This window comes from Escherichia sp. E4742 (assembly GCF_005843885.1).
Taxonomy (GTDB): domain Bacteria; phylum Pseudomonadota; class Gammaproteobacteria; order Enterobacterales; family Enterobacteriaceae; genus Escherichia.
Genome location: NZ_CP040443.1, coordinates 1,723,812 through 1,746,261, shown reverse-complemented (window position 1 = coordinate 1,746,261; position 22,450 = coordinate 1,723,812). Strand labels below are relative to the sequence as shown.

General features: G+C 54.2%; 19 protein-coding genes. 3 read left to right on the top strand and 16 right to left on the bottom strand.

What is annotated here, in order from left to right:
• Nucleotides 1–17: 17 nt before the first annotated feature.
• Genes FEM44_RS08515 through FEM44_RS08505 form a run of 3 tightly spaced genes read left to right on the top strand, consistent with a single transcriptional unit; the run spans nucleotide 18 to nucleotide 4,941 of the window.
• The gene (locus tag FEM44_RS08515) at nucleotides 18–1,085 is read left to right on the top strand and encodes an HlyD family secretion protein (RefSeq protein WP_135523882.1); all 1,068 of its coding nucleotides are present in this window, start codon (nucleotides 18–20) and stop codon (nucleotides 1,083–1,085) included.
• The gene (gene rbbA / locus FEM44_RS08510; protein ID WP_135523883.1) at nucleotides 1,082–3,817 is read left to right on the top strand and encodes a ribosome-associated ATPase/putative transporter RbbA; all 2,736 of its coding nucleotides are present in this window, start codon (nucleotides 1,082–1,084) and stop codon (nucleotides 3,815–3,817) included. The genes FEM44_RS08515 and rbbA overlap by 4 nt, the downstream gene beginning before the upstream one ends.
• A complete protein-coding gene (locus FEM44_RS08505) occupies nucleotides 3,817–4,941 on the top strand; it encodes an ABC transporter permease (protein ID WP_001314210.1) in 1,125 nt (374 codons plus the stop codon). The genes rbbA and FEM44_RS08505 overlap by 1 nt, the downstream gene beginning before the upstream one ends.
• A 164-nt stretch (nucleotides 4,942–5,105) precedes the next feature.
• On the opposite strand, the gene FEM44_RS08500 is transcribed toward FEM44_RS08505, so the two are convergent.
• The 16 genes from FEM44_RS08500 to FEM44_RS08420 all read right to left on the bottom strand — a co-directional run bounded on the left by FEM44_RS08500 (nucleotide 5,106) and on the right by FEM44_RS08420 (nucleotide 22,450).
• Complete coding sequence (locus tag FEM44_RS08500; protein ID WP_138158970.1) at nucleotides 5,106–5,591, bottom strand: ISAs1 family transposase; 486 nt, start codon at nucleotides 5,589–5,591, stop codon at nucleotides 5,106–5,108.
• 160 nt (nucleotides 5,592–5,751) lie between these two features.
• Entirely contained in the window at nucleotides 5,752–6,273 is a 522-nt protein-coding gene (locus tag FEM44_RS08495; RefSeq protein ID WP_240726908.1) for an Imm57 family immunity protein, read from the bottom strand.
• A 178-nt stretch (nucleotides 6,274–6,451) separates the two neighbouring features.
• On the bottom strand, nucleotides 6,452–7,588 hold the full coding sequence (locus FEM44_RS08485; RefSeq protein WP_138158968.1) for an ISAs1 family transposase: 1,137 nt from the start codon (nucleotides 7,586–7,588) through the stop codon (nucleotides 6,452–6,454).
• 226 nt (nucleotides 7,589–7,814) lie between these two features.
• On the bottom strand, nucleotides 7,815–8,276 hold the full coding sequence (locus FEM44_RS08480; RefSeq protein WP_135523853.1) for a sel1 repeat family protein: 462 nt from the start codon (nucleotides 8,274–8,276) through the stop codon (nucleotides 7,815–7,817).
• An 11-nt stretch (nucleotides 8,277–8,287) separates the two neighbouring features.
• The gene (locus FEM44_RS08475) at nucleotides 8,288–12,517 is read right to left on the bottom strand and encodes an RHS element core protein (RefSeq protein ID WP_138158965.1); all 4,230 of its coding nucleotides are present in this window, start codon (nucleotides 12,515–12,517) and stop codon (nucleotides 8,288–8,290) included.
• 202 nt (nucleotides 12,518–12,719) lie between these two features.
• Nucleotides 12,720–13,121: a nickel-responsive transcriptional regulator NikR gene (gene nikR, locus FEM44_RS08470; protein ID WP_024257312.1), complete on the bottom strand. Its 402-nt coding sequence runs from the start codon at nucleotides 13,119–13,121 to the stop codon at nucleotides 12,720–12,722.
• Between the two features lie 5 nt (nucleotides 13,122–13,126).
• On the bottom strand, nucleotides 13,127–13,933 hold the full coding sequence (gene nikE, locus FEM44_RS08465) for a nickel import ATP-binding protein NikE (protein WP_135522444.1): 807 nt from the start codon (nucleotides 13,931–13,933) through the stop codon (nucleotides 13,127–13,129).
• Complete coding sequence (gene nikD / locus FEM44_RS08460; protein ID WP_135522445.1) at nucleotides 13,930–14,694, bottom strand: nickel import ATP-binding protein NikD; 765 nt, start codon at nucleotides 14,692–14,694, stop codon at nucleotides 13,930–13,932. Before nikD ends, nikE begins: the two co-directional genes overlap by 4 nt.
• Entirely contained in the window at nucleotides 14,694–15,527 is an 834-nt protein-coding gene (gene nikC, locus FEM44_RS08455; protein WP_001008963.1) for a nickel ABC transporter permease subunit NikC, read from the bottom strand. The genes nikD and nikC overlap by 1 nt, the downstream gene beginning before the upstream one ends.
• Nucleotides 15,524–16,468 carry a nickel ABC transporter permease subunit NikB gene (gene nikB, locus FEM44_RS08450; protein ID WP_000947068.1) on the bottom strand — a complete coding sequence of 315 codons (945 nt, stop codon included), beginning with the start codon at nucleotides 16,466–16,468 and terminating at the stop codon, nucleotides 15,524–15,526. The genes nikC and nikB overlap by 4 nt, the downstream gene beginning before the upstream one ends.
• The gene (gene nikA / locus FEM44_RS08445) at nucleotides 16,468–18,042 is read right to left on the bottom strand and encodes a nickel ABC transporter substrate-binding protein (protein ID WP_135522446.1); all 1,575 of its coding nucleotides are present in this window, start codon (nucleotides 18,040–18,042) and stop codon (nucleotides 16,468–16,470) included. The genes nikB and nikA overlap by 1 nt, the downstream gene beginning before the upstream one ends.
• A 231-nt stretch (nucleotides 18,043–18,273) precedes the next feature.
• Entirely contained in the window at nucleotides 18,274–18,861 is a 588-nt protein-coding gene (gene acpT, locus FEM44_RS08440) for a 4'-phosphopantetheinyl transferase AcpT (protein ID WP_135522447.1), read from the bottom strand.
• Nucleotide 18,862: 1 nt separating this feature from the next.
• Nucleotides 18,863–20,092, bottom strand: a complete 1,230-nt coding sequence (locus FEM44_RS08435; RefSeq protein WP_135410743.1) for a beta-ketoacyl-ACP synthase — start codon at nucleotides 20,090–20,092, stop codon at nucleotides 18,863–18,865.
• A complete protein-coding gene (locus FEM44_RS08430; protein ID WP_135522448.1) occupies nucleotides 20,089–20,820 on the bottom strand; it encodes a 3-ketoacyl-ACP reductase FabG2 in 732 nt (243 codons plus the stop codon). Before FEM44_RS08430 ends, FEM44_RS08435 begins: the two co-directional genes overlap by 4 nt.
• Nucleotides 20,820–21,284: an ApeP family dehydratase gene (locus FEM44_RS08425; protein WP_135522449.1), complete on the bottom strand. Its 465-nt coding sequence runs from the start codon at nucleotides 21,282–21,284 to the stop codon at nucleotides 20,820–20,822. Before FEM44_RS08425 ends, FEM44_RS08430 begins: the two co-directional genes overlap by 1 nt.
• A complete protein-coding gene (locus FEM44_RS08420; RefSeq protein ID WP_135522450.1) occupies nucleotides 21,281–22,450 on the bottom strand; it encodes a beta-ketoacyl-[acyl-carrier-protein] synthase family protein in 1,170 nt (389 codons plus the stop codon). Before FEM44_RS08420 ends, FEM44_RS08425 begins: the two co-directional genes overlap by 4 nt.

Here is a 22,450-nt window from a genome sequence, read left to right as displayed (position 1 = left end):
ATTATGGCGGGTCGATTATGGATAATATTAAGCGCCATCTGGCATGGTGGGTTGTAGGGTTACTGGCGGTTGCAGTCGCCGTGGCGTGGTGGTTATTGCGTCCGGCAGGTGTGCCGGAAGGCTTTGCCGTCAGTAATGGTCGTATTGAAGCGACGGAAGTGGATATCGCCAGTAAAATTGCCGGGCGTATTGACACCATTCTGGTGAAAGAGGGGCAGTTTGTCCGTGAAGGTGAAGTGCTGGCGAAGATGGATACTCGCGTGTTGCAGGAGCAGCGACTGGAAGCCATCGCGCAAATCAAAGAGGCGCAAAGTGCCGTTGCTGCCGCGCAGGCTTTGCTGGAGCAGCGGCAAAGTGAAACTCGTGCCGCACAGTCGCTGGTTAATCAACGCCAGGCTGAACTGGACTCCGTAGCCAAACGTCATACGCGTTCCCGCTCGCTCGCCCATAGTGGAGCTATTTCTGCGCAACAACTGGATGATGACCGCGCCGCCGCCGAAAGCGCCCGTGCTGCGCTGGAATCGGCAAAAGCCCAGGTTTCGGCTTCTAAAGCCGCTATAGAGGCGGCACGCACCAATATCATTCAGGCGCAAACACGCGTCGAAGCGGCACAAGCCACTGAGCGGCGCATTGCCGCAGATATCGATGACAGTGAACTGAAAGCCCCGCGTGACGGACGCGTGCAGTATCGGGTTGCCGAGCCAGGCGAAGTGCTGGCGGCAGGCGGTCGGGTGCTGAATATGGTCGATCTCAGCGACGTCTATATGACCTTCTTCCTGCCAACCGAACAGGCGGGCACGCTGAAACTGGGTGGTGAAGCCCGGTTGATCCTCGATGCCGCGCCAGATTTGCGTATTCCTGCGACCATCAGTTTTGTCGCCAGCGTCGCCCAGTTCACGCCAAAAACCGTCGAAACCAGCGATGAGCGGCTGAAACTGATGTTCCGTGTCAAAGCGCGTATCCCACCGGAATTACTCCAGCAACATCTGGAATATGTCAAAACGGGTTTGCCGGGCGTGGCGTGGGTGCGGGTGAACGAAGAACGTCCGTGGCCTGAAGACCTGGTGGTGAGGTTGCCGCAATGACGCATCTGGAACTGGTTCCCGTCCCGCCTGTCGCGCAACTGGCGGACGTGAGCCAGCATTATGGAAAAACCGTTGCGCTGAACAATATCACTCTCGATATTCCGGCACGCTGCATGGTCGGGCTGATTGGCCCGGACGGCGTCGGGAAGTCGAGTTTGTTATCGCTGATTTCCGGTGCCCGCGTCATTGAGCAGGGCAACGTGATGGTACTGGGCGGCGATATGCGCGACCCGAAGCATCGCCGCGACGTCTGCCCGCGCATCGCCTGGATGCCGCAAGGGCTGGGCAAAAACCTCTACCACACTTTGTCGGTGTATGAAAACGTCGATTTTTTCGCCCGCCTGTTCGGTCACGACAAAGCGGAGCGGGAAGTCCGAATCAATGAGCTGCTGACCAGCACCGGGTTAGCACCGTTTCGCGATCGTCCTGCGGGGAAGCTCTCCGGCGGGATGAAGCAAAAACTTGGGTTATGCTGCGCGTTAATCCACGACCCGGAACTGTTGATTCTTGATGAGCCAACAACGGGGGTTGACCCGCTCTCCCGCGCCCAGTTCTGGGATCTGATCGATAGCATTCGCCAGCGACAAAGCAACATGAGCGTGTTGGTCGCCACCGCCTACATGGAAGAGGCCGAACGCTTCGACTGGCTGGTAGCGATGAATGCCGGAGAAGTGCTGGCAACTGGCAGCGCCGAAGAGCTGCGGCAGCAAACGCAAAGCGCCACGCTGGAAGAAGCATTTATTAATCTGTTACCGCAAGCGCAACGCCAGGCGCATCAGGCGGTAGTGATCCCACCATATCAACCTGAAAACGCAGAGATTGCCATCGAAGCGCGCGATCTGACCATGCGTTTTGGTTCCTTCGTTGCCGTTGATCACGTCAATTTCCGCATTCCACGCGGGGAGATTTTTGGCTTCCTCGGTTCGAACGGCTGCGGTAAATCCACCACCATGAAAATGCTTACCGGACTGCTGCCCGCCAGCGAAGGTGAGGCGTGGCTGTTCGGACAACCGGTTGATCCAAAAGATATCGATACTCGCCGTCGGGTGGGCTATATGTCGCAGGCGTTTTCGCTCTATAACGAACTCACCGTGCGGCAAAACCTGGAGTTACATGCTCGTCTGTTTCACATCCCGGAAGCGGAAATTCCCGCGCGAGTGGCTGAAATGAGCGAGCGTTTTAAGCTCAACGACGTTGAAGATGTGCTGCCTGAGTCATTGCCGCTCGGCATTCGTCAGCGCCTTTCGCTGGCGGTGGCGGTGATTCATCGCCCGGAGATGTTAATCCTCGATGAGCCTACTTCTGGTGTCGATCCGGTGGCGAGGGATATGTTCTGGCAGTTGATGGTCGATCTCTCGCGCCAGGACAAAGTAACCATTTTTATCTCCACCCACTTTATGAACGAAGCGGAACGCTGCGACCGTATCTCACTGATGCACGCCGGAAAAGTGCTCGCCAGCGGTACACCGCAAGAGCTGGTTGAGAAACGCGGAGCCGCCAGTCTGGAAGAGGCATTTATCGCCTGTTTGCAGGAAGCGGCAGGGCAGAGCAACGAAACCGAAGCGCCGCCCGTGGTACATGACACCACCCACGCGCCGCGTCAGGGATTTAGCCTGCGCCGTCTGTTTAGCTACAGCCGCCGCGAAGCACTGGAACTGCGTCGCGATCCGGTGCGTTCGACGCTGGCGCTGATGGGAACGGTGATCCTGATGCTGATAATGGGTTACGGCATCAGTATGGATGTGGAAAACCTGCGCTTTGCGGTGCTCGACCGCGACCAGACCGTCAGTAGCCAGGCGTGGACGCTCAATCTCTCCGGTTCCCGTTACTTTATCGAACAGCCGCCGCTCACCAGTTATGACGAGCTTGATCGCCGGATGCGTGCGGGCGATATCACGGTGGCGATTGAGATCCCACCCAATTTCGGGCGCGATATCGCGCGCGGTACGCTTGTGGAACTCGGTGTCTGGATCGACGGTGCGATGCCCAGCCGTGCCGAAACGGTAAAAGGTTACGTGCAGGCGATGCACCAGAGCTGGCTACAGGATGTGGCGAGTCGGCAATCGACGCCCGCCAGCCAAAGCGGGCTGATGAATATTGAGACGCGCTACCGCTATAACCCGGATGTAAAAAGCCTGCCAGCGATTGTTCCGGCAGTGATCCCGCTGTTGCTGATGATGATCCCGTCAATGCTAAGCGCCCTTAGCGTGGTGCGGGAAAAAGAGTTGGGGTCGATTATCAACCTTTACGTGACCCCCACCACCCGTAGCGAATTTTTGCTTGGCAAACAACTGCCGTACATCGCGCTGGGGATGCTGAACTTTTTCCTGCTCTGCGCCCTGTCAGTGTTTGTGTTTGGCGTACCGCATAAAGGCAGTTTTCTGACGCTCACCCTGGCGGCGCTGCTGTATATCATCATTGCCACCGGAATGGGGCTGCTGATCTCTACCTTTATGAAAAGCCAGATTGCCGCCATTTTCGGTACGGCGATTATCACGTTGATTCCGGCGACGCAGTTTTCCGGGATGATCGATCCGGTAGCTTCGCTGGAAGGGCCGGGGCGTTGGATCGGCGAGGTTTACCCTACCAGTCATTTTCTGACTATCGCCCGCGGGACGTTCTCGAAGGCGCTTGATCTGACTGATTTGTGGCAACTTTTTATCCCGTTGCTGATAGCCATACCGCTGGTGATGGGCTTAAGCATCCTGCTGCTGAAAAAACAGGAGGGATGATGCGCCATTTACGCAATATTTTTAATCTGGGTATCAAAGAGTTGCGCAGTCTGCTCGGTGATAAAGCGATGCTGACGCTGATTGTCTTCTCGTTTACGGTGTCGGTGTATTCGTCAGCGACCGTCACGCCAGGATCGTTGAACCTCGCGCCGATCGCCATTGCCGATATGGATCAATCGCAGTTGTCGAACCGGATCGTTAACAGCTTCTACCGCCCGTGGTTTTTGCCGCCGGAGATGATCACCGCCGATGAGATGGATGCCGGACTGGACGCCGGACGCTATACCTTCGCGATAAATATTCCGCCTAATTTTCAGCGTGATGTCCTCGCCGGACGCCAGCCGGATATTCAGGTGAACGTCGATGCCACGCGCATGAGCCAGGCATTCACTGGCAACGGGTATATCCAGAATATTATCAACGGTGAAGTGAACAGCTTTGTCGCGCGCTACCGTGATAACAGCGAACCGTTGGTATCGCTGGAAACCCGGATGCGCTTTAACCCGAACCTCGATCCCGCGTGGTTTGGCGGGGTGATGGCGATCATCAACAACATTACCATGTTGGCGATTGTGCTGACCGGATCGGCGCTGATCCGCGAGCGTGAACACGGCACGGTGGAACATTTACTGGTTATGCCGATAACGCCGTTTGAGATCATGATGGCGAAGGTCTGGTCGATGGGGCTGGTGGTGCTGGTGGTATCGGGATTATCGCTGGTGCTGATGGTGAAAGGCGTGCTGGGCGTACCGATTGAAGGTTCGATCCCGCTGTTTATGCTGGGCGTGGCGCTCAGTCTGTTTGCCACCACGTCAATCGGCATTTTTATGGGGACGATCGCGCGTTCAATGCCGCAACTGGGGCTGCTGGTGATTCTGGTATTGCTACCGTTACAAATGCTTTCCGGTGGATCCACGCCGCGTGAAAGTATGCCGCAGATGGTGCAGGACATTATGCTGACCATGCCGACGACACACTTTGTCAGCCTCGCGCAGGCCATACTCTACCGTGGCGCCGGATTCGAAATCGTCTGGCCGCAGTTCCTGACACTGATGGCAATTGGCGGCGCGTTTTTCACCATCGCGCTGCTGCGATTCAGGAAGACGATTGGGACAATGGCGTGATTACAGTTGCCCGATGCGTAAGCTTATAGGGTCTACGCATCGGTGCAATTTATTGAATTTTAGTTGTTTTTAGGCCGGATAAGGCGTTTATGAACTGACCACCAAAACCTGGACAGTTTCAGTTAACCGGCTTTTTGATACTCAGTCCGGTATTCAGGGCAAGATTACGAAAGCCCGCTCCCCGCAAGGACTGACGCGAGATAGTTTCTGTCCATGGCTGCTTTTCGCATCTTACGTCTTAACCCTGCCTTGAATACCTTATCATTCGTCAAAATATTAATAGCGATGTGCCGTATCCCTGAAAATAATTCTGCTGCGTTTCCTCTTCTTATTTTGCAGTCGTCATCATTTGAGGAATGGCAGTCACGCATCCAGTTAATAAAGCACTCATGAAATTTTGCAGGACTGATACAGGATACAACTCTGGCAATAGTATCGTGAACAGGAATACCATTTTCAAAATCACCATATTGCTTCAAAAAATCGAGATGTGTTTCCCCGAAATCCTCTTTATCTTCCAAATCGTCTGCACCAGAAATAACGGCACAAATAGTCAACAGTAGAATATCTGACAATTTATGCTCCACTTTCCAGGCTTGTCTGTAATCGGGGATAAGAGAAATATGTTCCATCAATTTTTTAAGTTCCATTTTGTTCTCATTAATTATGTAAGGAGTATTTGATCATGTATAAGCAATGGAAAACGGCTTTAGATAATAAGGAATGTCTCAATTATTGAACATTTAGTGCAAAAAAGCAGCGTTACGTGATCTTTCCATGATTAATATATAGTTAAATACAATCAACTTATTATTCATCGATGCATTTTATAGAATCATCAATGGCCATAATAGTACTATTAACTCTCCACTTTATATTTTTATCATCACTACAAATATTAACTGAATTTATATCAATGATTTTTTTATTCTTATCTTTTATTTTATTTACAGTTTCAATGCAATCAGCGGCAAGTTGGTGTGGATTTAGGTTTTTCAGATATGGTCTTATGATCTTTCCCTTACTTAATAAATAGCATGTATAGGATTCGGAAAGTCCAGCATCTATTTTGTACCTCATTATATTAGATAAGGATGTGAGAAATTCCTTGTTATCATTCGCAGCCATATATGCCAGTCCGAGTTCAGCCTCTGCGGCCTTACAGGCAAAATAGCTAAGTGAACACGCTTTTCGTCCCTCTTTAGTACTGGCTGATATTAGTGCCCATAATATTGATTTGTCTGCCAAATCTAACTCTCTCTGAAATTGTCTTGCAGTAACTGCACTCGCAGAAATAGAGAAAAAAAATACAATTGTTAATAACCTTGCCATATTTTTTAGTCCGTAACTGTTAATGTGCTATCTGGTTCTGAAAATATTAACTCATTTAATTTTTGCATGTCATTAGATGAACCAGTTATACAACCCTCGGAACAGAATCGAGGTCCTAAAGACGGACCGAAAGCGTTTAAACAACTATGTGTTAAAAATCCATCACGACAGGGCAAGATTACGAAAGCCCGCACCCCGCAAGGACTGACGCGAGGTAGTCTCTGTCCATAGCGGCTTTTCTCATCTTACGTCTTAACCCGGCCTTGAATATTTTATCCTTCGTCAAAATATTAATAGCGATGTGCCGTATCCCTGAAAATAATTCTGCTGCGTTTCCTCTTCTTATTTTGCAGTCGTCTTCATTCATTACCACGTCCAGACGCCAGTGCAGCTTATTCTCCACGTGCCAGTGGTTTCGGATTGCTGTGGCGAACTTCTCTGCGGTTAAATCAGCAGAACTGATATAATATCTGACCGTCATTTCTGGCTCTTTCTTTTGTTCTGCTATTATTGACCGAAAGGAGACTGCCACGCATAATTTTTTCAGTCCTTTCCATTCAAACGTGAAATCAATAAGTTCATCAGGGACATCGCAAACAATATGAAGACGGATTTCTTCTCTGCCGTGACTCTTTTCACTAATTGCGTAACTGTCATGCTCTGGATTATTTAATTCTTTCAGTGGGAATTTTTCCTCGAAGGCTTTATTTAGCCGTCCCTGGTTTCCTTTTACAGTGAATAAATAATCACCTCCCTGTTTTTGTATCTTCTCTGCAATATCTTTCTGGCAACCCATCGCATCAGTTGTGATGATTTTTCCTTTAATATCCAACATGTTAAGAAGTTCAGGGATAGCTGTAATCTCATTAGATTTCTCATCCGTCTTGATCTGTCCGATGACCAGACTGTGCATTGTTGAGAACGCACTAATGACATGAATCGCTCCCCTGCGGCGACTCTTGTCATAAGAGTGCCGGAGCGTTTTTCCATCAATTGCAATGACGTCTTTATCATCTGAAGAATGACAATCACGCATCCAGTTAATAAAGCACTCATGAAACTTTGCAGGGCTGATACAGGATACAACTCTGGCAATGGTATCGTGAACAGGAATACCATTTTCAAAATCACCATATTGTTTTAAAAAATCGAGATGAGTTTCCCCAAAATCCTCTATATCTTCCCAACCTTCTGCACCAGAAATAACGGAACAAATAGTCAACAGTAGAATATCCGACAATTTATGTTCCACTTTCCAGGCTTGTCTGTAATCGGGGATAACAGAAATATGTTCCATCAATTTTTTAAGTTCCATTTTGTTCTCCTTAATTATGTAAGGAGTATTTGATCATGTATAAGCAATAAAAAACAGCTTTAGGTAATGAGGAATGTCTCAATTTTTAAACATAAAATGCGAATTATTTAGTACAGAAAGTGTACTTCTGATGATCTTTCCCTGGTTAATGTTACCGATAATAGTTATAGTACAGCCCTGATTCATCATCATACTACTGCTGCAGCAGTCTGATGAATTATTGCTTTTACGGATTCTCCTTATTCTTCCTTCTATCCATTCGCTTTAGCTTTTTGAGCTCTTGAAGTTTGCTCTTTGCATCAATATTACCGTTATTTACAGCGAATTCCATCCAATAAGTAGCTCTATTCAAATCATAATATTCTGATAATGTTGGATTTGTATCTGATAAAAAAACACCATAATTAAACTGCGCTGTAACATTCCCCTGAGATGCTGATCTTTCTAAGTATCGCAATTGTTTATCAATATTATTTTTAGTAAAGCAGTAATATTGATATAGTCGAAATGATGCCTCTGAATCACCATGTTGTGATTTATACTTCAGTTTCATCAACTTTTCTTCACTTAAATCATAGGTCATTGCTGTAGATCCCATCATACTTTCGTTTTCTTTTATTTTCACATCAGCACCATGCAATTGATAAATAAGAGAAAAATAAAAAAATAGTAACAAGTATGCTTTCATACATCTACAACCTATCTTATATCACTGGGTTTTTCTGGCGTACCTTGCATATTAGAAATGGGGTGCCCAGATGGCCCATATGTTATCCAATTACCAAGGTCTTTTGTTGTTATAGCCATTAGATCCTTATTTGAATTAAGATTCGTTGGTGCTGTTAGCACTGTATCCATTTTTAACTTACCATTAGTTCCTCGCCCCCACCACGTCCATAGCGTGTCAGGTCCAATTACATTTGTATGTAACTCTTTAGCTAATTGGCTAGCAAATGAATTTTGTCCTTTACCTGTATTACAAGAAAATAACCAAACTGTCATCCCATCTTTATAATTCTCATCAAATTTAATTAGATATGCCAGATCTTTAGCTGTCATGATACTGCGCGTTGCGGATTCAATAGATGTGGGGGTACCATGCCCCCCGATTGTGAAAATGCCTGGGATATTAATCTCATCAGCTACAGAATGGATAAGATCACTTTCGGGGTATAAATTTATATCAACCAAACCTTGCGGATCTACATTTATGATAGGATTCAACGGATACTGATAAAAATTCCATCCCCCCTTCAGCCCAATCGGGTCCTGAGTGATATACCGCCCCTGCAGCGGGTCATAATAGCGGTGGCGGTTATAATACAGGCCGGACTCCTCGTCATACTGCTGACCCGGCAGACGGATAAACTGCTGCAGCTGATGCGGGTTATCCTCACTCAGCAGGTTGCCCCATTCATCGTATTCTGCGTACCACGCTGTTGCCCCGTCAGGGCTGATAAGCGCCAGCGGCAGACCGCGATGGTCGCAGTCGTACAGGTGGATTTTTCGCGCCGGCGTGTACACCGGGTCCATCTGGTTTTGCATCTGCTCCACCGTCAGGCCGCACTGTGCCAGCCAGCGGCGGCTTTCCTCACTCACCCGGTCAGCAAGGATTTCACTTTCCAGCCGGTCGAGCATCTGCACCAGCACCGGCGGGAACACCACATCACCACCGTCTTCACCGCCGGACTGCTGAAGGGCATCCGCCAGGCTGCGGCGCTGCGTTTTCACCAGTTCACCGGTGGCGGTTTCAACCCTGATGAGTGGCGTGAAACTTCCCGGCAGGTATACCGTCTGGATGCGGGTTCTGTCGTTCTGTATCGTGGTCAGCCGGTCGCCGTCCCAGCCGTACCAGGTCACTTCCGGTTTCCGTGACAGCGACATCCAGCCCGTCAGGTCCCGTTCACGCCGCCACACCCGTTTTGCCACCCTGCGGCCCGGCGGGTCGTAAAGATAGCGACTTTCGACCAGCGGCTCTGCATATTGTGTCCGTGTGTAGTGCACCAGCCGGTGCCGGCTGTCGTAATGGTACCGGTGGGTCCGCTCATCATCCGTGCGGATAACCCCTTCCGGGATGAGGTCGGTTTTCTCCGTCAGCCTGCCGTGACGGTCATACCGGTAAAGGTAGTGAGCGTCACGGGCGATACGATTATCCGGCCACATGCTGAGGGTGCTGTCCGGGTGCAGCTCCGGGTCGGGCAGGCGGTTACCTGCCGGGTCCGTGGCGTAAGGGATGCGGATATCCAGATTCGCTGCGGTGGTGTGGACGCCGGTCAGCCTGCCGGTGTCGCTGTAGCTGTAACTCCGGGTCTGGCGCGGGCTGCTGATGCGGATGAGTTCGCCGTTGTCGTTCCAGGTGTAATCGCGGTCAGACAGCAGACTGTTCAGGTGCTGACTCTGTAACTGCCCGGCAGGGGTGTAAGCGGTGGTGAGTTCATAACGGCCGAAGCTGCGCAGCGTTTCCCGGTGCAGGCGGTCGCGGGTGAAGTCCACCAGCGGTGTGTCGCCGAGTTTCATGCCGGACAGCCAGCCGCTGCCGTAGGTCAGCCACTCCACGGCGGGCAGGCTGTCCGGTATACAGCGGTTCGCCAGTCCCTGCGCGTTGTACGCATGTCTGGTCTCATGCTGCCAGAGCAGTGCTTCCGTCTGCGGGTGATGCACCGTCTGACGCTCACCGGTCAGGCGGCCTTTCTCATCATATCCGTAATGCACCGCCACCCGGTGCCCTTCGCTGATATGGCTGATGTCTGTCAGCCAGCCGCGTTCGTCATACTGCCACTGCTCTGCGGTTTCGCCATTCACGGTGCGGTGCGTGAGGCGGTCAGCGTCATCGTAATGCCAGAGGATTATAAGCTCCTCATCCTCGCTGCGGATAAGTTTGCCGGTCAGGTCGTGGTGATAACGCTGTGTGCGACCGTCAAAGCCGGTTTCCTGTATCAGGCGGTCGCGGACATCATAAGTGAAGGTGGTGTGGCTGCCGTTTTCACTGGTCAGGCGGATGACCCGTCCGGCAGCATCGTACGCCATACTGCGCGTCAGCCCGCCCTGCGTGGTGCGGATGGCCTTTCCCCACGCATCGTACTGTGCCCCGTTTCTGCTGCCGTCCGGCGCGATGATGGCGGTCAGGTCACCGGCTGTGTTGTATTCATACCGCGTTTCATGGCCCTGCGTGTCTTTCACCGCAATTAACTGTCCACGGCCGTCGTATGCGCGGTACTGACTCAGGCCTTCCTCGCGGTGCACCGCCGTCACCTGCCCGAAGCGGTCATGGTCATAACGGGTTACATAACCGGAACAGTCGGTGAAGGTCAGCAACTGACCGTAACGGCTCCACGTCATGGTTTTCCGGCTGCCGGTGGCATCTTCCGTTGCGCAGGGTAAGTCACTGTGTGGATTATCATAACGGTAGCGGGTGATATCGCCGTCAGGGGCAGTTTCCTGAATCAGACGGCCGAATTCATCATATTCCCGGCGTATTTCCAGCCCGTCAGGCCCGGTGGCTGACGTTAACTGGTTGTGGTGGTTATAGTAAAACACCCATTCCCTGCCATCCGGCGTGGTGATGTGTGTGACAAGCCCCGTCACCACATCCGGGCTGTATTCTGTTACCCGGCCTGCGGCATCTGTCTGTGCCTTAAGTCTGCCCACGGCGTCAAACTGACTCTGCGTGACGCTGCCGTCCGCGTGTTCCTTTTTCACCACCCGCTTCAGCCCGCCTTCGCCTGCGGTATGCAGGACTTCACGGCGGTCCAGGCTGTCGGTGATGGTGATGTGGTCTTTCTCATACTGATACGTGTAGCTTAAGCCTGCCGGGTTTAGCTGTTCTGTCACCCGCCCGTCGCTGTCGTAACGGTAACGGATTTCCGGTCGGCCTGCGTGACGGTGCGCCACCATCCGGCCCCGGTATTTATCATCGTAAGTAAAGCTGCGCACCTGTGTGCCGCTGCGGTCATACACCGCCGCCAGTTCGCCGCGCGGCGTCCAGCCATAGCGCACCAGCGGTGCGGCAGGTAAATTCTCCGGGTATTCCGGGTCGTGCATCAGCCACACGACAGACAGACGGATACCGTTATCCCGGCCATATTCCGTGTAGCCCGGCAGGGTATCAGGAAAAACGGACGGTTCCGCCCCGCCGGAAGTGGCCTGCTGCCGGGCCTCTTCTGCCCGCTGTGCCTGGCTGGTCAGTACCAGCCGGAAGTGACGCCCGGCCCCATCCGTCACGCCGGTGATTTCGCCGCTGAATTCGCCGGCGGCTTCGCGGTGGAACGTCTGTGTGCGCCCGAAGCGGTCCACCAGCCCGGTCAGTACCCGGTACGGCGGCAGCGGCGCGGGCAGCACCTCATCCGCCTCCGGCACCCGCTCACACCAGCCGAGCAGCCACCACGGTCCCTGCGGACTGTTCGTTGCCAGATAACGATGCGGACTTAAGCGGAGTTCTTCCGGCAGCGCCTGCCAGAGTGCGGCCAGCCGGTGGCCTTCCTCCAGTATCGCCACGCCGCCGCGCACCAGCCACAGTGATTCGCTGCGGCTGTAACCGTCCTCACCGGGAAACAGGTGCTCAAAATACAGGCTTCTGCCGCCGTTATCATTGAGTATCAGTGTGTTATCGCGCAGCTGTAAGCGGATATCCGCAGACATTTTCCAGCCGGGGCCGGGGAGTCCCACCGGCGCGGGGGTTTTAGTCCGGTAACTGCTGTAGGTGCGGGAGAGGATGAACGGCAGCGGGCCGGGCAGGGCAAGGTCCGTCTCGCCGGGAAGGACTTTTGCACCGAGCAGCGGATTGACCGGATGACCGGATGTCACCCCACCGGGGCACACCGAACAGGCCACGCCGGTGGGGGCGCCAATGCGCACCCCGGCTGAACCCTGGACAATGCTACCGCCATACTGCGTCATGTCGCCCTGACGCGCCGCCGGTTTTCCGCTCATCGTAAAATCCTTTTCTACTATTTTGATGGCCGTATCTTCATACGAAAAAGCGAAGAAAAACTTGTGGTCCCAATGAATTGAAGATTTTTAGGAATATATTTAGAACGTTACAAAAGAGAAGGTTCAGATAGGGTATTTAGAGAGGAATCAGGTGTGCTGGTGATCCTTTGTTGATCGTTCAACAAAGGACCCAATAATAGACTCAATCTTCCTTCGGCAAGCACTGCAAATGCCCGTGCCGTACGCCGCGCTGGGAAATAACGTCATCGGCAAAATGCTGCACATCGCCCATGTCACCTTTCAGCACGGCGATTTCCAGACAGTCGTCGTGGTTGATGTGCACATGCAGCGTGGCGACCGAGAGGTCGTGGTGGTGATGCTGCGTAGAAACAATACGGCTGGCTAAGTCGCGTTTTTCGTGTTCATACACATACGACAGCACTGCGAAACCTTGCGTGCCGTGCTGCTGAGTAGCTTCCTGCGCCAGGGCGCTGCGCAGAATATCGCGGATAGCTTCGGAACGGTTGTTATAGCCACGACGCTGGCTCAGGCTGTCCAGCGTCTCCAGTAAATCGTCATCAAGCGTGATGGTGACTCGTTGCATTTGCGTTAAACCTTTTCAGTGGCGCGACGGCGCACGGGGAATGCGGGTAATACCGCGTTTTGTAGCACACGTCCGGCGTCAGAGGAAAAAGTTAATTTCTCTCCCACCGCCTGGGTTTCGACGATTTGTCCGTTGTCCATCACCATCACTCGCTGACAAAAGCGTTCCACCAGGCGTAAGTCGTGGGTGATGAACAGGCAGGCGGTGCCAAATTGTTGTTGCAGCTTTTTCAGTAGACGAATGACGCCCGCCTGTAACACGAGATCAAGGTTAGAAACGGCTTCATCCAGAATCAGCAGTTTCGGTTCGACCGCCAGCGCGCGCGCCAGGCAGACGCGCTGGAGCTGGCCGCCGCTTAACTGCGGTGGGCGTTTGTCGAGCACGCTGTCGTCGAGATCGACCGCCTTCAGCATTTCACTGGCGCGCGCCAGTTGTTCGGATTTTTTCAGCGATAGCAGATGGCGCATCGGTTCACGCAGGATCTCGCGCACGGTTTTGCGCGGGTTAACGGCGCTGATGGAGTCCTGAAACACCATCTGAATATCGCGACGGAAGGCTTTACGCTGGGCGCGATTAAGTTTCGCCAGCGGTTCGCCACGCCAGCTAATATTCCCTTGTGAGGGCGATTCTAAGCCTACCAATAGCCGCGCGAGGGTGCTTTTGCCGCAGCCGCTGCGCCCCAGCAGAGCGACGGTTTCACCGCTTTTCAGGGTCAGAGAAACGTCATTCAGCACCGCCTGGTGTTGATGTTTGCCGCTAAATCCACCGTGCGCATAGTGATGGGAAAGGCCGGAGACGTTAAGTAAAGTCATGATGCCAGCTCCATACCGTAGAGGGCGAGATGAGCGGAAACCAGGCTGCGCGTCATCGCATGTTTGGGGGCGTTAAACAGCGTTTCTACATCGCCCTGTTCGACAATCTTACCGTGAGACATCACCGCCACGTCATCCGCCAGACGCGCCACCACGCCCATATCATGGGTGACCAGCAACATCCCCGGCGCTTGTTTTTGCATAATGCTTTCCAGCAGATCGAGGATGCGCGCCTGCGCTACTACATCAAGGTCGGTGGTCGGTTCATCGGCGATGATAAACGGTGATTCACACAGCACCGCCATCGCAATCATCATGCGCTGCAACATACCGCCGCTCATTTCGAACGGGTACAGCTTAAGCACGCGCGCGGCGTTTTCCAGCCCTACCGCTTCTATGGCAGCAATAAGCGTGGCGTCATCGGCGGGTTTCCCTAACGCCAGGCAGGTTTCCCGCGCGTGGGTGTGCATGGTGTGCAGCGGATTAAAGGCGCTGCGCGGGTTCTGCATGATGGTGGCAATTTTGATACCGCGTAGCGCGCTGGGGGAAACCGGTTTGCCATCGGCTAAAATTTCCCCCGCCGTCTGGCGAACGCCTGCGGGCAGAATGCCCAGCGCCGCGGCGCAGGTTAATGATTTCCCGCTGCCGCTACCGCCGACTAACGCCAGCACACGCCCGCGTTGTAGGGTTAACGATACGCCGTGCACCAGCGGCTGCGCGGCCTGTAGCGCGATATTACGTAGTTCAATCTGTTGCGGCATTAGTGTGCGTGCTCCGTCACCAGATGAGGGTCCAGATGATCGCGCAGTGCGTCACCCACCAGGTTAAAGGCCATCACGCTGATAAACAGCGCCAGCCCCGGCCAGAACATTTGCAGCGGCTGGGTCCAGATATACTGACGCGCGTCGTTAATCATCACGCCCCATTCGGCGGTCGGCGCGGTCACGCCGAGGCCGAGGAAGGACATCCCCGCGACGTGCAGCATCATATGGCCGATATCCAGCGTCGCCAGCACCAGCAGCGAGGGGATCACCGCGCCTGCCAGATGATCAACAAACACCCGCACATGGCCCGCGCCAGAAAGCCGTGACGCCAGCACAAACTCGCGCTGGCGCAGTGAAATCACCAGGCTGCGCACCATGCGCGCATACCAAGCCCAGTGCGACAGGGCGATGGCGATAATTACGTTGGTCAGCCCGGTGCCGAGCACGCCAACCATAAAGAACGACAGAATCGAGGTCGGGAAGGTCATAAACATATCGGCGACGCGCATGGTGGCCTGATCAACGCGTCCGCCAATCAGTCCGGCGCTGCCGCCAATAACCAGCCCTAATGTCAGCACCAGCAGCAGGCAGGCCATTACCGAACCGAGCGACACGCGGGTCGCTGCCATCAGCCGCGAGAAAATATCACGCCCTAAGTGATCGGTGCCCAGCCAGTGCTGCGCATCCGGCGAGAGCAGGCGCGACGGCAAATCAATTGCCTGTGGATCGTACGGCAGCCACCACTGGCTGGTGAGCGCAATCAGCGCCAGCAGGGCGATAATGATCAGCGCCAGGCGTACCGACCAGCGGGAAGAGAGGAAAAAGTTCACGCGTGCGCTCCTTCATGACGACGAATGCGCGGGTCCAGCGCGGCGTTGAGCAAATCGACAATCAAATTACAGACCACAAAAACCACCACCATCATCAGCGTAAAGCATTGAATCACCGGATAGTCACGGTTGAAAATCGCCGACACCGCATAGCGCCCGACGCCCGGCCAGGCAAAGATGTTTTCGATAATCATCGTCCCGCCAATCAGTTCGCCAATGTGCATCCCCACGGCAGTAATCATCGGCAGCGACGCATTACGCAGGATATGGCGGCGTTCGGTCTGTTTGTCGTTCAGGCCGCGCAGCCGCGCCCATGTGACGTGACGCTGACCGGCGACGTCCAGCATACTGGCGCGCAGCAGACGCGCGTTAATCGCCAGCGACATAAAGGCAATAGAAACCGCAGGCAAAATGATGTGCTGCCAGCCGCCGTAGCCCATCGCGGGTAGCCATTGCAGATACACCGAAAACGCCATCACCAGTAAAAACGCCAGCCAGAAGTTAGGCATCGACACACCAAGAAACGCGATAAAACGCACGGCGAAATCGGGTAGACGATCGCGGTGGCGCGCCGCCCAGATGCCGAGCGGCACGGAAGTGAGCAAAATTAATACCAGCGCCGCGCCCGCCAGTTCCAGCGTGGCGGGCAGGAAGTTCAGCATATCGTCCAGCACCGGGCGTTGGCTGGCGAATGAGATACCAAAGTCAAGATGCAGCGCCTTCCACAACCAGGTGCCGTACTGGACGTACAGCGGCTGATCCAGTCCCAGCATGGTGCGGGTAGAGGCCAGCATCTCCGGCGTCGGCGGCAGGTTAGACAGACGCAGATAATCGAGCGCCGGGTCGCCGGTGCCGAGGCGCAGCATCAGAAAAATGATCACCGAGGCGGCGAGCACCATCGGGATCAGCAGCAGAAAGCGGCGTAATACGTAACGCAACATTAAGGTTTCACCGGTTTAATCTGTTCGAACGGAATTTCGGTGGCGATCGGCGCGTAGGGGATGTTGCCCAGCTCCGGTTTTGATACCACCATCATTGAGATGTAACTGATAGGCAGATAAACCGCCTCGTCATGCAGACGGGTCAGAATGTCGCGATACAGCGCCTGACGTTGTGTTTCGTCATGGGTCGCCAGCACTTCGCCGATCTCTTTATCAATCAGCGGCTTGTCAGCTAATCCTTGCTGAGCCTGGAAGTCAGCGTGCGACGGTACGCGCATCGAACTCAGAAAGGCGTGTGGATCGTAAGGCGCTCCCCAGGTACGGTGGAAAATCATGCCAAAACGACCGTCGCGTTGACGTGCGTAGATGCTGCTCTCTTCTTCGCCGATCAGCGAGACATCTGCACCAATCTGGCGCATATCGGCCTGAATGATTTCCGCCATTGATTTGCTTAGCGCATCGGTGCCGATGAACGACAGTTCAATGCGCAGCGGCTGACCGTTTTTCTCGCGGATATCTTTTCCCGCAGGCAACGTCCAGCCTGCTTTTTCCAGCAACTCTTTCGCTTTCTGCGGATCGTACTGGCGCGGTTTCAGGCCGAGGTTGGCGTAGGGCACAGAAGGGGCAAACAGGGTGTCGGCGACCTGCTGGGTGCCATACAACGCGTTATCGATCAGCGATTTTTTGTTTACCGCGTAATTGAGAGCTTCACGTACTGCCAGCTCGTTGGTGGGGGCTTTGGCGGTGTTGAGCGCCAGCATCACGGTTTCGATCGGCTGTGACAGTTGGGTGTGGTAAGCCGGATTCTGGCTAAAGCGGGCGAAGGTATCGAGCGGTAATAACCCTTCGTTTCCGTACAGCAGGTCGATATCGCCAGTTTCAAACGCTACCGCGCGGGTAGTCGGGTCCGGGATCACGTTAAAAGTGATCTTTTTAATCGCCGGCTTTTCGCCCCAGTAGTTTTCGTTACGGACGAAGACATCGTACTGATTCAGTTTCGATTCCTGCAAAACCCACGGCCCGGTGCCAATCGGCGCTTTAATCCCGTTCATGGTTTCATGGTTTTTAAACTGCGAGGGGGCGATAAAGCGGAAAGGGCGTGGCAGGGCCAGTTCTTGCAGGAAAGGATAGTAGGCGCTTTTCAGGGTGATTTGCAGCTCGTTTTTACTGAGTGCTTTGACATCAACAATCTGGTTTGCCAGCTCCAGCCAGGCGTGACGTTGACGGTTATCGAGCACTGCGCGGAAGTTTTCTGCCGCCGCCTCTGCATCAAACGGTTCGCCGTTAGAGAATTTCACACCATCACGCAGGGTGAAGGTCCAGGTTTTGCCATCTTCTGAATGAGTCCAGCTTTTTGCCAGCCACGGGATCACCGAACCGTCTGCCTGATATTTCACCAGCGGTTCATAAACCATGCTCTGGGCGAACATCTGGTTAGGCGTGTAAAGGTGCGGGTTTAGTGGCCCGACGTTCACCGGCCAGGCGGTGGTGATTTCATCTGGCGCGGCGGCATGGACGATAAAAGACGCACAAGCCAGCAGCGCAAATAGAGTGCGGCGGAGTGTGGAGAGCATGGTAACCCCAATGGATTAAAATATACTCGTCATACTTCAAGTTGCATGTGCTGCGACCACGTTCGTTCACCTCAGTCACTTACTTTAGTAAGCTCCTGGGGATTCACTCGCTTGTCGCCTGCAACTCGAATTATTTAGAGTATAAATGGCGGAAATAAGTATGACGATTTTAAGTATTCGTCATACTGATTACCTGTTCTGGATCAATAGATGGACAGTCGGACGGGCGGATCAGTTAACTGAATCGATCCATTGCACACTGTCGGCGGTGAGCGTAAAGGGGGTAGGGGTGCAGATTGCCAGACTTAAATTGTCGAGCTGGCAATGGCTGACTGACAGCGAGGACTGATAGGTGCTGTCTACGCTGACGATCTGCCAGGCGCTGCCGCCACGTTGTTTAACGATGGCTTCTTTGCGCGTCCAGATGCGCCAGAACATTTCCAGTTGCTGATCAGGATGCACGGCGTCCATCTCAGCGTGTTCCCCGAGGCTGAACACGGCGTTCGCCAGCCAGCGCCAGTTGGCGCGCGGGCGAATCACTTCGATATCGCAGCCGACTTCGCCTTCATCGCTCAACAGCAGGGCGATATCGTCACCGCTATGGCTTAAGTTGAACCATAGCGGCGTTTCCGGCGCGAATGCAGGTTTGCCTTGTTCGCCATAGATGATCTCCGGTAGCGGGGAAAGCATGTGCGAAAGCAATGCACGCCCCGCCAGCCAGCGTTCGCGTCGTGGACCTTGCGGTGCTTGATCGCGTAAATCCGGTGGCAGTGGAGCTGCGCTTAAGGTCGAAACTTTCCCCAGAACTATCCGATACATATCAGGGCCAACGTTTAATGATGATGGATGTATTAATGCCGCCAAAGGCAAAGTTGTTACTCTGCAAAAACTCACAATCAACCTTGCGGGCTTCATGCATGATGTAATCCAGCGCGCCACAATTCGGGTCTGGTTTATTCAGGTTTAGCGTAGGCGCAAACCAACCTTCGCGCATCATTTGCAGACTCATCCAGGCTTCGAGCGCGCCACAGGCACCAAGCGTATGACCAAAATAACTTTTCAGCGAGGAGAGCGGCACATTATCACCGTAAATGGTTGCTGTCGCCAGACTTTCTGCCACATCGCCGCGATCAGTCGCCGTGCCATGCGCCGAAATATAGCCGATATCTTGTGCGCTCAACCCGGCGATTTTCAGCGATTGCTCCATACAATACTGCATGGTTTCGCGCTGCGGCTGGGTGATATGTGCCGCGTCGCAGTTAGTCGCAAAGCCGACGATTTCACCGTAAATGGTCGCGCCGCGCGCTTTGGCGTGCTCCAGTTCTTCGAGAATGAGCGTACCTGCGCCTTCACCAATCACCAGTCCGTCGCGGTTTTCATCGAACGGTGAAGGTGTGGTTTTCGGCGCATCATTGTGCTGGCTGGTGGCAAAAAGGGTATCAAATACCGCAGCTTCTGAAGGACATAACTCTTCGGCACCACCGGCAACCATCACCGTTTGATAACCGTGGCGAATGGCTTCCCACGCATAACCGATCGCCTGGCTGCCGGAGGTACAGGCGCTGGAGGTTGGGATCACCCGCCCGCGCAGGCCGAAAAAGAGGCCAGTATTAACGGCGGTGGTGTGCGGCATCATCTGCACATAGGTGGTGCCAGTGATGTTATTGGTGTGCTTTTCAGTCAGCATGGTGGCGAATTCGCTTACCGGGCCGGTACTGCCGGTCGATGAACCGTACGCAATGCCCGTTTCGCCGCTGGTTAATATCGGATCGCCAATCAACCCTGCCTGCTCTAACGCCAGCTCGCTGGCGCGGGTCGACATTTGCGACACGCGGCCCATCGCACGGATACGCTTGCGGGTGTAGTGCTCCGGTAGCGTGAAATCATCAACAGGCGCGCCAAGCAGGGTGTGCAGACCATCGTAGACCTGCCACTCCGGCATTTTGCGCACCGCATTTTCATACGCCAGCAGACGCGCGGAAACGTCCTGCCAGTTTTCACCAAAGGCAGTCACGCCGCCCATTCCTGTAATCACTACGCGACGTGTCATAACATCCCTCCGTTGATGGAAATAACCTGGCGGGTGACGTAACCCGCAATATCAGACATTAAATAACTGGCAAGCCCGGCAACTTCTTCCGCCTGGCCCATGCGTTTCATGGGGATCATCGACATTGCCTCTTTCAGGGCGCTCTCTTCCATTTCGATCATCCCGGTATCAATAAGCCCCGGCGCGATGCAATTGACGGTGATTTTGCGCTTCGCGAGTTCGATAGCCAGTGCTTTCGTTGCGCCGATAATTCCGGCTTTGGCAGCGCTGTAATTCACCTGGCCGCGATTGCCCATTACGCCGGAAACCGAGGACAGCGTGATGATGCGCCCCCCCTGGCGTGCGCCGATCATCGGCATAATGCACGGCTGAATGACGTTGTAGAAACTGTCGAGATTGGTGTGGATCACCGCATCCCAGTCGTCATCGCTTAAAGCCGGAAAAGCGGCGTCGCGGGCGATCCCTGCGTTACTAACCACGCCGTACCAGGCACCGTGTTGCGCGATCTCGTGCTCCAGCACTTCCCGACACTGTTCGCGGTTTGCGACGTCGAAACTGAGCAAACGCCCGTTACCACCGTTGGCGATAATGGCATTCAGCGTTTCCTGAGCGCCTGGGGCGTCACGGTGAAAGTGAACGCCAATGTTAAAGCCGTCTGCCGCCAGTTGGCAGGCGATGGCGCGACCAATGCCTTTGCTGGCACCGGTTACCAGAACTGAACGACTCATCAGGACGCTCCTTGTTGAAATAGTGAGGAAAGTTCTTCTGCCGTAGGCTGGAAGGTATTAATACGGCCCGTCGCCGTACCGTTGTTGATACTGCACTCAAAACTGCCGAAGCGATCGTCCTGCATCAGCAGTTTGACGGTAATGGTCAGCGTCTGGCCTACGGGCAGAATGCCAGCGGCGCAAAGCAATTCACGCGCGCCCAGTACCATCCCTAATGCAATACTGTTTTTGCCCTGCTGGTGGCGATGCCAGCCAGACCAGACGCCGACGGTCTGCGCCATCAGTTCAAGGGCAAACCAGCCAGGGAGATTGCCGTCCGGGTCGAGAAACGGTGCCAGTACGCCACTGGGCGAGACCGTTACGCGGCAGACCGCGCTGTCATCGCTGACGCTCACCACTTCTTCCAGCAGTAACATGGGCGCGTCGTGGGGCAGATAAGCGCCGGGTGATAAATAGTGGCTCACGAAACTCTCCCGAGCAGAATGCTGGCGTTATTGCCGCCAAAGGCGAAGGAATTGGACAGGATCACCGGACGTGCCAGCGGCTGCGGTTTTTCGATAATGCCGCACGGTGGCAGCGTGGGATCGCGCGGCGACAGGCTGAAATCCTGGGCGGGCAGCGGTAAATCACGCTGTAAAATCAACATGCTGATTGCCGCCTCGGTAATGCCCGCCGCGCCCAGCGTGTGTCCGGTCAAATGTTTGGTGGAGCTGCACGGTACACGTTCGCCAAACAGGGCGTTAACCACCATTGATTCAATCTGGTCGTTGAGTTGTGTGGCGGTGCCGTGCAGGTTGATATAGCCGACGTCATCTGGCGTAAGCTGCGCATCGGTCAGCGCCTGATTAATAGCGAGGATCGCCCCTTCCCCCTGCGGATGCGGGGCCGAAATATGGTAAGCGTCGCTTGATTCACCAACGCCCAGCAACGCGATGGGCTGCGGTTCGCGGGTCAGCAGCATTAGCCCCGCTCCTTCACCAATGGTGATACCTGCGCGGTCACGACCAAACGGCTGACATAAGGTTGGCGACAGTGATTCGAGGCTGTGAAAACCGTTAATCGGCATTCGGCTCAGGGTATCTGCGCCACCCACAATGGCTGCATCGACCAGCCCCGCTTCGATAAGCCTGCGCCCGCTGATCATCGCTCTGGCGCTGGAAGAGCAAGCGGTTGAAAGGGTATAGGCCGGGCCGTCGAGCGCCAGCCAGTGGCTGAGAAAACGCGACGGATCGCCGAGTTCCTGCTGCGCGTAGTGCCATGTGGTGCTCGGCTGTCCGTTGGTGCGCAGGTTAACGTGCGTGTCGCCCTCATGCAGGCCGGAGGTGCTGGTGCCAAGTACAATCGCGATGCGCTCGCGACCATATTTCGCTATAGCGTCATCAACCTGCGGCTGGATCTGCGCCAGCGCCGCCAGCAGGATCTGATTGTTGCGCGAGCGGTGCGCAGCGAATTTTTCCTGGATAAGCGGAAGCTCGCCATCCACGCCAGCCAGGACCGCCTGCGGATGCCCCTGCAACCAGCCTGCGCGTGGGCGCATTCCGGGAGCGACACCGCGAGTCAGGTTGGCTGCGATTTCGTCAAGGTTATTTCCCAGGGCGTTGATCATGCCGACGGCGGAAATATAAATCAT